This is a genomic window from Bifidobacterium sp. UBA744, from assembly GCA_002298605.1.
In the GTDB taxonomy this organism is placed as follows: domain Bacteria; phylum Actinomycetota; class Actinomycetes; order Actinomycetales; family Bifidobacteriaceae; genus Bifidobacterium.
The window spans coordinates 24,305-38,878 of sequence record DBKS01000011.1; the positions used below are offsets into that span (position 1 = coordinate 24,305).

At 62.7% G+C, this 14,574-nt stretch carries 10 protein-coding genes and 1 pseudogene; 4 read left to right on the forward strand and 7 right to left on the reverse strand.

Annotated features, from left to right (window positions below; genetic code table 11):
- The 5 genes and pseudogenes from B2994_RS01295 to B2994_RS01315 form a co-directional block, all read right to left on the reverse strand.
- A pseudogene (locus B2994_RS01295) lies at positions 1-944 on the reverse strand (alpha-L-arabinofuranosidase); the annotation flags it as partial.
- Between the two features lie 103 nt (positions 945-1,047).
- On the reverse strand, positions 1,048-1,812 hold the full coding sequence (locus B2994_RS01300; RefSeq protein WP_291526598.1) for an HD domain-containing protein: 765 nt from the start codon (positions 1,810-1,812) through the stop codon (positions 1,048-1,050).
- Entirely contained in the window at positions 1,812-3,212 is a 1,401-nt protein-coding gene (locus B2994_RS01305) for an MATE family efflux transporter (RefSeq protein WP_291526599.1), read from the reverse strand. Before B2994_RS01305 ends, B2994_RS01300 begins: the two co-directional genes overlap by 1 nt.
- A gap of 178 nt (positions 3,213-3,390) precedes the next feature.
- Positions 3,391-4,248 carry a class II glutamine amidotransferase gene (locus tag B2994_RS01310; protein WP_291526600.1) on the reverse strand — a complete coding sequence of 286 codons (858 nt, stop codon included), beginning with the start codon at positions 4,246-4,248 and terminating at the stop codon, positions 3,391-3,393.
- Between the two features lie 74 nt (positions 4,249-4,322).
- Positions 4,323-6,620 carry a KUP/HAK/KT family potassium transporter gene (locus tag B2994_RS01315; protein WP_291526621.1) on the reverse strand — a complete coding sequence of 766 codons (2,298 nt, stop codon included), beginning with the start codon at positions 6,618-6,620 and terminating at the stop codon, positions 4,323-4,325.
- A 395-nt stretch (positions 6,621-7,015) separates the two neighbouring features.
- On the opposite strand from B2994_RS01315, the gene B2994_RS01320 reads away from it, so the two are divergent.
- Positions 7,016-7,972, forward strand: a complete 957-nt coding sequence (locus tag B2994_RS01320) for a TatD family hydrolase (protein ID WP_291526601.1) — start codon at positions 7,016-7,018, stop codon at positions 7,970-7,972.
- 641 nt (positions 7,973-8,613) lie between these two features.
- On the opposite strand, the gene metG is transcribed toward B2994_RS01320, so the two are convergent.
- Positions 8,614-10,476 carry a methionine--tRNA ligase gene (gene metG, locus B2994_RS01325; RefSeq protein ID WP_291526602.1) on the reverse strand — a complete coding sequence of 621 codons (1,863 nt, stop codon included), beginning with the start codon at positions 10,474-10,476 and terminating at the stop codon, positions 8,614-8,616.
- A gap of 87 nt (positions 10,477-10,563) precedes the next feature.
- On the opposite strand from metG, the gene B2994_RS01330 reads away from it, so the two are divergent.
- The gene (locus B2994_RS01330; RefSeq protein WP_291526603.1) at positions 10,564-11,439 is read left to right on the forward strand and encodes a hypothetical protein; all 876 of its coding nucleotides are present in this window, start codon (positions 10,564-10,566) and stop codon (positions 11,437-11,439) included.
- Positions 11,436-11,879 (forward strand): hypothetical protein, encoded by a 444-nt coding sequence (locus tag B2994_RS01335; RefSeq protein ID WP_291526604.1) that lies wholly within the window; start codon positions 11,436-11,438, stop codon positions 11,877-11,879. Before B2994_RS01330 ends, B2994_RS01335 begins: the two co-directional genes overlap by 4 nt.
- Positions 11,880-11,892: 13 nt before the next feature.
- Here B2994_RS01335 and rsmI read toward each other — a convergent pair whose 3' ends face one another.
- Positions 11,893-12,858, reverse strand: a complete 966-nt coding sequence (gene rsmI, locus B2994_RS01340; protein ID WP_291526605.1) for a 16S rRNA (cytidine(1402)-2'-O)-methyltransferase — start codon at positions 12,856-12,858, stop codon at positions 11,893-11,895.
- A 30-nt stretch (positions 12,859-12,888) separates the two neighbouring features.
- On the opposite strand from rsmI, the gene B2994_RS01345 reads away from it, so the two are divergent.
- The gene (locus B2994_RS01345) at positions 12,889-14,544 is read left to right on the forward strand and encodes a dolichyl-phosphate-mannose--protein mannosyltransferase (protein WP_414630615.1); all 1,656 of its coding nucleotides are present in this window, start codon (positions 12,889-12,891) and stop codon (positions 14,542-14,544) included.
- The last annotated feature ends 30 nt before the right edge of the window (positions 14,545-14,574 follow it).

Consider the following 14,574-nt stretch of genomic DNA (forward strand, 5'->3'; position numbering starts at 1 on the left):
TCCGCCTGCTGATACCACACGTTCCATTCGTCGAAGCTGATCGCCACCTCATGCGTGGATTTCAGACGGGACCGGGTGGCGTCGATCGACGCGCCAACATCCTTGATGAACCCGTCCATATCCACACCTGAGGCGAGGAAGCTGGCGATATCGCCGTTATGCGGGGCGTAATACGCATGGCAGGAGACGTAATCGACCAGCTCGTAGGCCTTGTTCAACACGGTTTCCTCCCACGTGCCGAAGGTGGGCATGCCGTGGTTGGATGAGCCGCATGCCACCAGTTCCACATTGGGGTCGATCTGACGGATGCCGCGGGCCACATCGGCGGCCAGCGTGGCGTAATCCTCGGCGTTCTTGTGACCAAGCTGCCACGGACCGTCCATCTCGTTGCCCAGGCACCACATGCGGATGTTGAACGGCTCGGCGGCGCCGTTGGCCCTGCGCCGTTCGGAGAGCTCGGTGCCGCCTGGAATATTGGCGTATTCAACCAGGTCCAGCGCGTCCTGCAACCCACGGGTGCCGAGGTTGATGGCCTCCATCAGCTCATTGTCGCCGGTGACCCGCAGCCAGGCGGCCATCTCGTGCAGACCGAATTCGTTGGTCTCGGTGGAATGCCATGCGGTGTCGAGGCGGCGGGGACGGTTCTCCCTGGGACCGACGCCATCCTCCCAGCGGTATCCCGAGACGAAGTTGCCGCCCGGATACCGCACGGTGGTGACGCCCAGCTCCCGAACCAGGTCCATCACATCCCGGCGGAACCCGTGCTCGTCGGCGGTGGGATGGCCGGGCTCGTAGATGCCGCCGTATACGCAGCGTCCCAGATGCTCGACGAATGATCCGAACAGCCGGTCGCGCACCGGGGCGAGCTTGAAATCGTCGTCCACCACCAGGCGGGCGCGCCGGGGGACGTTGGCGTTTACGGGCTGAGACTGCTGATCCACCATGGTGCGAATTCCTTTCAGCGGTTAGTTAGTACAACCTTGTACTTATGGCTTGCACCAAACTCTAGCCGCTTTTCCCCCGACTCGCAACCATGGAGCCCATCGGCTAGGCCGCTTTCACGCGCATCGCGTATCGCGCGGCGAGCGCGGGGATATCCGGCACACCCCACTTGTCCACCAACGCCAGCCAGGCTCGCTTGTTGTCCTCGCCGAACCGCTCGGCGCGGGCGGTGTAGGCTGCCACGGTCAGGAACTTCGGCGGCACCGATTTACTGTGGAACTTGTCGGCGTACATCACGATTTCCTGCTCGAGATTCACCGGCACGTAATCGTCGGGGGGCAACGGCAGCCCCTGCGTCTCCACGGCCTCGCGAGTCAGCCCCACGCCGGTGTGGTTACGGGCGAATTCGGCGATCGCCTCGTCCACCCCCTCGCCCAGCAGATACTCATAGCCCTTCAAACCGTGCTGGATGTAGCAGGCTTTGTCGAATTGCAGCGGCTTGCCGTCACTGCCGTCATGCCGGAACACCAGGTAGGTGCCGATATCGTGCAGCAGCCCCCCGATCATCACCAGCCGCGCGTCGATCAGGCGGGGCGGCACACTGCCCCCCGAAAAGCCGATGTCAGCCGCCCCCTTCCCGGACAGCGACCCGTCATAGCCGGCGACCGCGGCCGGATCAGGGGATCCGTCGCCATGCGTCGGCAGTGTGCAGCGGCGCACGAACAGCGCATTCGCGCGCTCGGCCACCATCCGGCCGATCGTCGCGACGATCATGCAGTGGGTGTGCACCAGCTCATACGCCTCTTCGGATGGGGCGATCCTGCGGTGAAGGTCATCAATCTGTTCGAATGAGGGAATCATGGTTCCCATTATTCACCAGTCAGCCGATGATTCATCCAACGGCCCGTACGATACCTCAGATAGAACAACAGCGAACGCACGCCCCATTCGGAACACCACACCAGCCACAGGCCGACGATCTGCAGCCCGAAGACCACGGACACCATATAGCCCACGCCAATGCGGTATATCCACATCGAGCTCAGCGAACAGATCGTGGTCCACTTGCCGTCTCCCGCTGCGCGCAGCACGCTCGGCAGAATCGACTGCAGCGAGAAAAACAGCGGATATCCGACGAGATTGATGATGAACAAAACCCACAGCGTGCCATGAATGGCCGGATCGGCGTGGAAGAACGAAATCATCGCCCACGGCCAGAGAGCCGACATCACAATGCCGCAGACCAGCGAACTGACCGACCCCACGGCGACGAACAGCCAACACACCCGCTTGGCATAGCCGTAGTCCCCGGCGCCGATCGCGGCGCCCGCAATGGGCACCACCGCCGTTGACAGCGTGCGAGGCACCAGCTCGATCCATCGCACCCACGAATAGATGATGCCGTTGGCCGCAAGCTGTAACGTACCGAACGGCACGATGAACATCTGGATGATCAGCTTGCCGCCGTTGAAAAACAGATCCTCGAGCATGAACGGAACACTGACCGTCAGCACCTTGCCGATGGCGGACGCGCTCGGATGGAGCATCAGATGCCGCGTCAAGCGCAGATCACGGGCGTAGATCCCGAGCAGCACCGCACCCATCGCCGCGCCGACGACCTGCGACAGCACGGTGGACCACGCCAAACCGACCACCCCCCAGCCCAGCCACGAGACGAACACGACATTGAGCAGCATATTCGACCCGTTAGCCACCAACGACAGCACCAGCGTGACCTTGGTGCGACCAATCCCCCGCAGCACGCCGGCTACGGCGGTATACGCCCCTCGCAGCGGATAGCTGACCAGCAGGCCGAAGAGGAAGATGCGGATATCGGCGAACACCTCCGGCTCGGCGGATCCGAAGAACAGGAGGATGATCCGCTCCTCGAACAGCAGCACAAGCGCCGAATACACAATCGTGACGGCAAGCATGGCATGCAGGGAGGCGGCGGCCACACGACCGATTCTCTCCAGTTGCCCGGCTCCGAAATGCTGGGCGACGAGTACGCAGGCACCCAGCGCAATCGAATTGAACGTGCCGAACATCAGCCAGTGAATCGCGTTGGCGGTATTCACGGCACCCATTGCGGCGGCGCCGTCGGAGCTGATGATGCCGGTGTTGCAGAAATCGACCAGCGCCATGAACAGGGTATCGACGAATACCGGCAGCACCAGGTTGTAGACATCGCACGCCGAATACACGGACCCGTTCAGGGCGCGTATGGCCCGCTGATAATGCGCATTGGATGCTAGGTCTGGCCGATGCATGGAAAGCTCTCTCAATCGTCATCAATGGCTGGTCATTCAGTTGCGTCGTTGCGGCTATGACGGATAACCAGTGTAATACAACGTTGTCTTCCCCCCGGCCGGGGATGCCAGCAGTTGCCCAAACGGGATGTGGACAACGGCAATGCGACAAAATCGAAAAACTACGGGCGCACCGGCGTCACAGAGAGCGCAGACGGAACTCGCCGGTCCGGTTCGACGCCACGATCATGGTGTCGTTGGGCAATTCGGCCCACCCGTATTCCTCAGGCTGGTCGAAGCCGGACGAGGCGGCCACCACGCCGCCCGCGCTGAGCTTGCGGTAGCGGATCACGCGGTAATCATGCGCATACTGCTCCATGCCGTAGGACGCATACAGGTCGGTGACTCGCTTCGAAACCTCCGTACGGGCGCAGGAGCGCAGCACCACCAACTCGTCCGCGCTCTGCAGCATGCAGTTGAACGAGCACAGGGGATACTCGGCACGCAGTTGCCCAACGGCCTGCGAAACGGCATCGGCCAACGTGCAGCCGCGGCGTACGCGCTCGAGGATCAGCGCAAAGTAGATCGCGGAGTCGGAACGACCGCCCGTCGCCGCGAGAATTTCGCGATCGACCGGAAAATCCTTATTGGAGACGATGTTGCGGCCGTCGACTGCGGAGCTGATATCGCCATTGTGCATGAAGCTCAGATCGTCGCAGAAAAACGGCTGCTGGTTTTCAATGATCAGCGGCAGCCCCGAGGAGGCGAGGCGCAGATGGTAAATCGCCCCGCGGGCGCCCTGACGGGACACCACCTGATAGATCTGGTCAAATCGCGCGGCAACTGTGGATTTGTAAATGCGCGTAGCGGTCTCCGGGGTGCGGGCGCCGCCGTCGGCAACATGCCGGGTCACCTCCGGCTCGGAGATCAGCGCGCAACCCCAGCCATCGTTATGAATCATCGATTGCCTGCGATACTGCTCGGCCACCCGCGTACCCAATACATCCTGAAGACTGAGGTTGCGGCCCGATGTAGCGTATCCAAGCAATCTGCACATGATTCTCCACTGTAGCCACAGTTGCGCCGTTAACACGCAAGCCGCTATAGACGCTGCTTATACCTCCTATGGCGTCACGGCAGCCGCGGCGAGGCGGACGACGATTCCACCCTGTCCGTCTTTCCCGTCTTCTCCGTCGTCTTCTCCTGGGACTTTTTCGCCGGCTTCTCCGCGGCCTTCTCGCCGGACTTGCGTTGCTGCGCGAATCCGGTGGCGGAGGGACGGCTCCCCACGCGCTGCAACCTTGGCACACGGCGAGTGGACACGAACAACGGCTGGGTTTCAACCAGCGGATTATACGGAGCCAGACCGAACCACTTCACCGGAGAACCGGCCACGTGGCGGATCGCGTATTTGACCTGCAGCGACAGGGCGCCGCGCGACGAAATCTTCGACTCGGGCATCAGCGCCTTATGAATCAGCACATAGCGGATCGTGCCGATCTGCGGGTCGGCGTCCACCTTGGGGTAGATCGACTTCTGCTGCGGCAGTTCACCGGACTTCGACAAGTCGTGCATGATCTGATGCAGATAGGCGGGAATGGACTGGTTGACCTTGAACCCCAAGCGAATGCGCACACGGAACAGGTAGTTCGTCCCGAAGTTCTCGACCGCGTATTCACGGGTGAACGGCTCGTCGGTGGTCTGCACCGACACCGCCCACCACGCGCGGGCGCGCTTGGGATGATCGGCGAAAATCGAGAAGAAGATGTCGGTGTCGAGACGCTTCAGCTCGGCGTCCGACGTCAAATAGATGATGTTGTCGGCGAAGTAGGGGATGCGGAAGTCACCATGCAGCCGGTCCAGCGCCGGCAGACAGTCCTTGGGCGCCATATGGCGACGCTGCGCCCGCTCGAGATTGGTGCCCTCGTTCCACGTGTACATAATCGACAGGATCGCCAGCGTCAACAGCATTGTGAACCAGCCGCCGTGCAGGAACTTCGCCATGGACGCGATGAAGAACATGGTCTGGATCGCCAGGAACACCACGGTGAAGACGATCGCGCCCACGCGACGCCCCTCATGCCAGATGTAGACGGCCAGCAGCACCGTCGTCGTGATCATGGTGATCGTCAGGGCCAGACCATACGCCGCGGAGATGTGCTCGGAATCCCTGAAAATGGCCAGCACGGCCAACGTGGCCACGCACAGCACCACATTGATGGCCGGAATGTAGAGCTGGCCTCGGGTGCGGGCGGGGTAGCGCACCTGCAGATGCGGCATCCAATTCAGGCTGGTCGCCTCGGAAACCATCGTGAACGCACCGGTGATCAGGGCCTGGGAGGCGATAACGCCCGCGGTCACCGACAGCAGCACGGCCACATACCGCACATTCGGGTTCATCATTTGGAAGAAGGGGTTCAGCCCCTGCATATTGGCCAGTTCGGGATTGTGCTGGTTGCGCAGGATCCACGAACCCTGACCGAAGTAATTCAGCACCAGGGCCACCTTGATGAAGGGCCAGGTGAAGTAGATATTGCCACGACCGACATGGCCCATATCGGAGTACAGCGCCTCGGCGCCGGTGGTGGACAGGAACACCGTACCCATCAACGCGATGCCGGCGGCGTTATGGGGGCTGAACAGGAACTTGAGGCCGTACACGGGGTTGAGGGCGGCGAGAATCGTCCAATCACCGCCGATATTGGCCACGCCCACCACGGCCAGGAAGGAGAACCACACCAGCACCAGCGAGCCGAACACCTTGCCGATGCGCTCGGTGCCGCGTGACTGCACGGAAAAAAGGACCACGATGATCACCACGGTGATCATCACGGTAAGATTCGCGTTCTCTCCAAACAGCGGCTCCATCAGAGGAATGGTTTTCAGACCCTCAACTGCCGACGAAATCGACACCGCGGGAGTCAGCACGGAATCCGCCAAAAACGCCGCGCCACCGAGCATGGCCGGGATGGTCAGCCACGCGCCGTATTTGCGAATCAGCGAATACAACGCGAAAATGCCGCCCTCGCCCTTGTTGTCGATGCGCATCGCGATGAATACGTATTTAACGGTGGTGATCAGCGTAATGGACCAGAACACCAACGACAGCATGCCGTACACGGATTCGGCGTCGGCATTGGCGAGCCCGCCCTGCCCCGAGAGGAAGGTCTGCGCAGTGTACAGCGGCGAGGTGCCGATATCGCCGTACACCACGCCAAGCGCGACAATGGCCATGCCGAAGGTCACGCGATCGGGACCGGACTGCAGACGAGCCCACCAGCGGCCGAGAGGCCCCCGGGACTGGGCCTTGGCCAGCCGCTCGGCCTCCTTCTGTTTTATTTCCTCCTGCTTGGCGAGTTCGGCGCGCTCCTCCTTGGTGAGCACGCGCCGGGACACCTTGGGGGCGTTCGTGAAATTGCCCTGGGGCATCACCTGCCCGTCGGACGGCTTCTTAGTGCCTTGCTTGCCGGCTCCGGGCACCGCGGGACGGCGACGGGACGCCTCCCAGGCGGGATGCACCGACTGCTGCTGCGGCTGCTTCGATTTGGGCCGCGCCTGCCGGCGAGTGGATTGCGACTGCGATTGGGAAGACTGCGGCTTGGATGCCGACTGCTTCGATTGCGGCGCGCGCTGCTCTTCTGGCATACTCGTTCCTCCGCGCATGTCTCTCTCATCTTCACGTCACATACACATACGCATATCGCAAGGGTAGTACGTTAGCGCCACATTGGGAAATCGCCCACAATCCACGCAGAAGGCGACACGCGGCGGCGCCCGGTGCCGACCTCCTTGCCTCGCCGCACTTGCGCGGCATACTGGTAACCATGAGCAAGCACCACAGAGACAGAAGCTGGGCCCCCGCCCCCGAACCGCTGCCGCACGACGCCCAGACGATCGACAACCACACGCATGTGGCGTCAGTGGTGCCCTTCGCCCGCGGCATGAGCCATGAGGCCGAGCAACGGGGACAGGCGCCCGTGCCCGTCTACACCGTCGACCAGCTGCTGGATCAGGCACGGGCTGTCGGCGTCACGGGTATCATCGACGTGGGTTGCGAGCTGCCGAACCTGATGACCGCGGTCCAGATGGCCGTCGATCACCCGGGTCTTGTGCATGCGGCACTCGCGATCCATCCCAATGAATCGGTGCTGCACGGCCACCACGGATCGCCCGGCCCGGACGGGCTGCCCGTGAAATACCAGCCCTGGCATGACATCGATTTCGACCAGGCCATCGCCGAAGTCCACCGTCTCGCCACCGCCTACCCCGGTCAGGTCGTGGCGATCGGCGAAACCGGCATGGACCTGTTCCGCACCGGCGGCGACGCGGCGGAACTGCAGCGCGAGGCCTTCCGGGCACATATCGCCCTGGCCAAGGAACTGGATCTGCCGATGCAGATCCATGATCGTGACGCGCATCGTGAGGTTATCGAAACGCTGCTCAGGGACGGCGCCCCTCGGCGCACGGTCTTCCATTCCTACTCCGGCGGCGCCGAAATGGGCGAAATCGCAAAGGAAAACGGCTGGTATCTCAGTTTCTCGGGCACAGTGAGCTACAAGGGCAACGAAGGCATCCGCGAATCCGCGCGCATTGTGGGTCTCGATCACATCATGGTCGAGACGGACGCCCCGTATCTGACGCCGATGCCGTACCGCGGACGGACCAACGCGCCCTATATGATCCCCTACACGTTGAAGGCGCTGGCCGACGCCATGGATCTTCCGCTGGCCGCCGTGGCCCGGGCCACGCGCCGGGTGACGCACGAGGTGTATGGGCTGTAACGCCCCACCGAGAACGCCGAAAGAACGCCGACGGGGCGAGACCATCACAAAGCGTGCTACTGTGAAGACAGTCCGTCAGCGAGGATGGCATCTGCCGAAACGGCCACACTTCTGATGAGACTTCACCCTGGGTTTCGGGCCTTGCCCGTCACTGCCGAATAAGACGGGCAGGACCGAACCCGCAGCATATTGCAATTCGGGTCGACATACATGAGGAGAATCCTCGCATTTCTGGTTCTTCAGGCCTCTGGCGCGCCTGTCGGTCTGCCGTAGGAGGCTGCTCCACGACACCTGTTGCGGCCCGCCATCGAGCCGTTCGCTTTCTTCTCGAATGAGATCGACGCGTCGGTGCCGTATTTGAAGGTGACAGGTCCAGGCACCTTCCTCCGGCAGGCGCAACGCTGCGCTTTCGACTGTCCAGACCGTGCAGCAACCAGGCAAAAAGAGAAGGCCGGCGGATGGAGCCCGCCGGCCAGAGAGAAGAGAGAAGAAGGGTTCAGTTATGGGGTTCGGAGGGAACCTCGTCCGCGGTTCAACCGCTGACACCATTTAGTAAACCCGGTGTTTCTTAGCAAAACGATGCCGCAACCTCAGAGTTTTCTGAAAAATGTGAACGAAACGTGAACCCGCAGCCGCCAAGCCTATTTGGCAAGCTTGGCCTTCTCCGCAGCCAGGCGCTTCGCCTCCGCGGCGCGACGGGCCGCCAGCGCCTCATCGAAGCGGGCCAGCTCCTCGTCCACGGCCTCCGGAGGGATCTTGGCGAAGATCGGGGTCGGCTTGGGAACCACGGCGCCCACCTCAATCGGCTCGCTCTTCCATGGATGCACATTCACGCCCAGCCGGTAATCACCGGTGATGATCGGGTAGTGGAAACCGGGCTTGTCGAGATCCTCGACCTCCTCGATATGCGGCAGCGGCGAGAACACCCCCTTGCCGCCAAGCGCCTCCCACACCTTTTGCGCGGAATGCGGCAGGAACGGCGCCAACAGATGGTTCGCGTCGGAAACGGCCTGGGCCGCCACATGCAGCACGGTACCCAAGCGAACGGGGTTGTCCTTGATCTTCCACGGTTCCGTGGCGGAAATGTACTTGTTGATGTCGCCGACAATCCGCATGGCTTCAATCAGACCGGACTTCTGATGATGCTTGCCGATGAAGTTGCCCACGGTATCGAAGGCCGCGGCGGTCTCGGCGAGCAGCGCCCGGTCCTCGTCGGTAAGGGAGGCCTCATCCAACGCCGGAATCTTGCCGAAGTTCTTAGCGATGAGGTTGGCGACGCGGTTGACCAGGTTGCCCCACGAAGCGGCAAGTTCCTCGTTGTTATGGCGGACGAATTCAGCCCAGGTGAAATCGGAGTCCGAGGATTCCGGGCCGGCGATGGAGATGTAGTAGCGCACCGCGTCCACGGGGTAGCGCGACAGAATGTCCTTGACATAGATCACGATGCCGCGCGACGACGAGAACTTCTTGCCCTCCATGGTCATGAACTCGCTGGCCACCACCTGCTCGGGCAGATTCAGCGGGCCCATCGGACCAGCTTCGCCGCCCTTGGATCCCTGGCCGTTGTAGGCGAGCATCTCGCTCGGCCAAATCTGCGAATGGAAGGTGATGTTGTCCTTGCCCATGAAATAGTAGGCCGGAGACGCCGGATCGTTCCACCACTTGCGCCACAGTTCCGGATCCCCCTGACGACGGGCCCACTCGATCGAGGCCGACAAGTAGCCGATCACTGCATCGAACCACACGTACAGCTTCTTGTTCGGATTGTCGATCCATCCGTCCACCGGCACCGGAATGCCCCAGTCAATGTCGCGGGTGATGGCGCGCGGCTTGACTTCCTTGAACAGGCCCTTGGAGAAGTTGATGACGTTGGTGCGCCAGCCTTCCCGGGTGTTCAGCCAGGCGAGATTCGCCTCGGCGAGGGCGGGCAGGTCGAGGAAGAAGTGCTCGGTCTCCTCGAAGCGCGGGGTTTCGCCGTTGATCTTGGAAACCGGGTTGATCAGGTCGATCGGATCCAGCTCATTGCCGCAGGCGTCGCATTGGTCGCCGCGGGCGCCTTCGGCGTGGCAGATCGGGCATTCGCCTTCGATGTAGCGGTCGGGCAGCGTGCGCCCGGTGGATGGGGAGATCGCCACCTGCTGCGTGCCCTTGTAGATGTAGCCGTTCTTGAGGCACTGGGTGAACATCGCCTGCACCACGCGCTCATGGGTGCCGGTGGTGGTGCGGGTGAACAGATTGTAGCTCAGGCCCAGATCGCACAGATCCTTGGCGATCACTCGGTTATAGCGGTTCGCGAGCTCCTGGGCGGTAACACCCTCCTTCTCCGCCTCGACGAGAATCGGGGTGCCGTGCTCGTCGGTTCCGGACACCATGAGGACATCATTGCCCTTCATGCGTTCGTAGCGCGCATAGACGTCCGAGGGGACGCCGAAGCCGGCAACATGTCCAATATGGCGGGGGCCGTTGGCATACGGCCATGCAACGTTCACAAGAATATTCGTCATAATTCCCGATTATCGAGCTCGGTGGCGACACCCCCGGCCAGGGACGGCCCGATCGCGTGCGCGACGGCATGTGACAGGTTATCCACCGTGTTGTCCACCAAAAACTTGTCAAACCTCGAGTTATCCACTTATCCACAGAACGAGGAGCGCGACTGGCGCCGCCTTGCCCGACACCCTACGGTCAGAGTCATGATCAGATCCACACAACCAGGCACCAGCCGCATTCCACGCCCAGCAATCGGCGCAACCAACACCCTCCCCATCCAATCGCATTCTCCGAAAGCACCACCCGGACGAAACCCCATCATCACCTCCCGGGAGTTGCCGGGCCCCTTGGGCATTGTCAGCCTCGCACGACTGGGCGTCATCAAGCAGCTCGACGACCACGCCAACTACATGGCCGACCAAGCGGCCAGCGTGCAGGGCCGGGCGGCCATCGTCGGCACCATGATGCCACCGAACGCCATCGCCTGCCTCACGCTGGCGCTGTGGGTCTGGATCGGCGGAACCTTTCCCGATTCGCTGACCGTCGTCTCCCACTCGCATTTTCGGACCGCCGTGCACGGACGCCCGATCCGGGTTCTCGACCGTCGCCTGCCGCCAACCGCCTGCGCGCGACTCGGATCGCTCCGGCTGACGTCACCGGAACGAACGGCCTGCGACCTGGCCTGCGCGAACGAGGCGCTGCTCGGCTTCGTCGACCCGGTCACCGCCATCATCGACCTGGTGGAGGAATACGAACTCGACATCGCGGACTGCCTACAGATCCTCCACGCCAATACCAGATGGCCCGGACACGCCCATGGCGTTGAGACCCTCCAGCGGATCGCGCTGGCCTACGCCGTCGTCGACGAAGACGGACAATTCCCCGACGGCCCCGGCAACCCCGACAGCCCCGGCAACCCTCGCGACGCACAACATCAACCGGCCTCACAATCCGTCCTTTCCAAGGAGCAATCATGAACGCCACCGACATGCCCACAGCCATACTCGACCAGCCCACGTTCGCCCGTCCGCGCACCCAGCAGCCCCGCATGCGGCATAAGGCGCCACACGGGCGCCACCGCCAGGACGCCCGCCGTCTCGCCGCGCAACGCCTCGCCGAAGAGCATCTGTCACCCGCCAGCGGGTCGGACAACAGCGCCCCTCGCACCTTCATCAGGCACGGAGCGCCGCCGGCACCACCGCTCAAACTCACTCCCAGCGTGGCCTGCAACCCGAACACGGATCCAGCCGTTCTGTGGCATATCGCGCACTCGGCCCCGGAGCTGCGTCGATGGCTGGTCGCCAACCCCCGCGCCACACCACAATTGCTGGAATACGTGGCGCAAGCCGGAGGGCCCGGCGTGCACGAAGCCATCGAGGTGCTGCTTGACCTGCTGGAACGCCAGCAACGACGGTAGGGGCGGGGAAAGTTCAGGACTTTATCTCGAGCACCGCGGCATACACCTGCTTGCGGTTGGCAAGCGAGCCATCCGGCAAAGGATGCTCCTTGACCACCTGACTGATGGCCTCCTTGATGCGCAGCCCATCCTCCAACGCCCGATCGATGGACAGCACGGCGAAGTCCTCAACGCTGAGCGCATTCGGGGCAACCGACTGAACCTCGTCCGACGAAGCCCCCGCGATCACCAGCACCATCTCGCCGCGCGGCGGATCATCGACAACCGTCTGACGGACCGAGGCGACGGTGCCCCGCCGCACCTGCTCATAGTTCTTGGTAAGCTCCCTGCACAGCGCCATCGGGCGGTTCGGGCCAAACACCTCCAGCAGATCATCCATCGCGTCGGCAATGCGGTGCGGGGTCTCATAAAACACCATCGTGCGCTGTTCGGATTGCAGCATGCGAAAATGCTGCATCCGTTCGGCATGCTTGCGTGGCACGAACCCCTCATAACAGAAGCGATCCGTCGGCAAACCGGAGATGGCGAGCGCATCGAGCACCGCGCTGGGCCCCGGGGCGCATGTCACCGGCAGCTCGCGTTCAATGGCCCGGCGCACAATCGCCATACCCGGATCGTTGATGGTGGGCATACCCGCATCCGACACCACCAGCACACACGCCCCCTGCGCCACCTGGTCGAGCAGCGCATCGGCCTTGGCGCGCTCGTTGTGGTCGTGATACGCAATCACCCTGCCGCCCACATGCACGCCCAGGCGATTCGCCAAATCGAACAGACGCCGGGTGTCTTCGGCGGCCACGATGTCGGCGTTGGCCAACAGAGCCACCAGCCGTGCCGAAGCATCGTCCACGTTGCCGATCGGCGTGGCCGCCAGCACCACAGTGCCATGGGGAATCTCGGCGCCAGTCGACCTGTCCGGCGCCGTCTCGCCGCCCGGAACGCCAGAGATTTGTGTGGATTGATCGGTTACGGTCTGCATATCTCCCAGTATCCCCTAGTCTTAACCCTGATGACGGTAGGGTACGTAAATTCTTGGAAAACGACGGCGAACGGCGAGACGGAGCACAGCCGCCCCAGCCTCAGGTGGCGTATTCTCAGCTGGGCGCTGGCGCTGCTCATGGCCGCGTTCGGCGGACTCCTGCGCTTTATACGGCTCGGCACCCCGGACACCATCGTGTTCGATGAGACATATTACGTCAAAGACGCATGGACGATGCTTATGACGGGCGAGCCGCGCAACTGGCCCAAAGACGTCGGCACTGCGATATCCGGCGAAAACCAGGTCAACGCGCTGTTCGCGGCCGGCGACACCGACCGATGGCTGTCCACCGCCGAATACGTGGTGCATCCGCCGGTGGGCAAATGGCTGATCGCTGCCGGGCTCAAACTCTTCGGGGGCGCGGGCAACCCCTTCGCGTGGCGAGCCGCAACAGCCATTGCCGGCACCGTGGCGATTCTGCTCATCTGCCGGGTGGCGCTGCGTCTCTTCCACAACCTGCCGATCGCCGTCATGGCCGGATTCCTGATGAGTGTTGACGGCCTCGGCATCGTCATGAGTCGCACGGGGCTGCTCGACAACTTCATCATGGTGTTCACCCTGGGCGCCCTGTCGCTGCTGCTGATGCACCGCGACCGCGCACGGGCCAAACTGCGCGCCGCCTATGCCCGCGATTCCCGGTCGCATAGCGCCCAGTGGATCCCCAAGGCGAGGCGAGACGGCACAATCCGCTGGATGCTGCAAGCCCGCGGACCGTTCATCGCCTTCTCGTGGGCGCGCGTGGGGGCGGCGTTTCTTCTGGGCGCGGCGACCGATGTCAAATGGTCCGGCACGTATTTCTTCGCCGTTTTTTGCCTCATTTCCGTACTCTGGGACGCATGGGAGCGCCGCCAAGCCGGCTACCGCGCCTGGCTGGGCACCGGAATCTGGAAGGACGGGCTGGCCGCCGCGGCATATATGGTCCCGATCTACGTCGTCACCTATCTTGCCGGATGGGCCAGCTGGTTCATCCACCCCGATTCGTATATGCACGACTGGGCCGCCAACCACCCCGGCGAAGGCATACTCTGGCTGCCCGAAGGCCTGCGGTCGTTTGTGCAGTACCACATTCAGATGTGGCAGTTCCACACCACGCTCACCTCGCATCACGACTATATGGCGAATCCGCTCACCTGGCCGCTGCAGGTGCGCCCCACCAGTTTCTACTGGGAGGACCATCTCAGCGGCAATCCCGGCCTATGCGCCACGAGCCCCGGCAGCCGTTGCATCGCCGCGGTGACGTCGATCGGCAACCCCATGCTGTGGTGGCTGGGAACGCTGTGCATGGTAATCGGCATGCTCGTGGCCGTGTTCGTTCGCCGCGGAGACTGGCGCATCTGGGCCGTGCTCGCAGGCATGCTCGGCGGATGGCTGCCGTGGGCGCAATATTTGAACCGCACCACCTTCACCTTCTATTCGATTGTGATTCTGCCCGCCATGGTGCTGGCGATCTGCTACACGGCCGACTGGCTGCGGCAATCACTGTCGGCCCGCGCCTATCGCGTGACCTGCGGCATCGCATTGGGCGTCATCGGGCTGGCGGCCGTGTTCTGGTACCCGATCTGGACCGCGATCCCCGTGCCGTATGAGTTCTGGGTCGCGCATATGTGGTTTGACAGTTGGATCTAATAATTAACTCTCGGCACAAACCACATATGC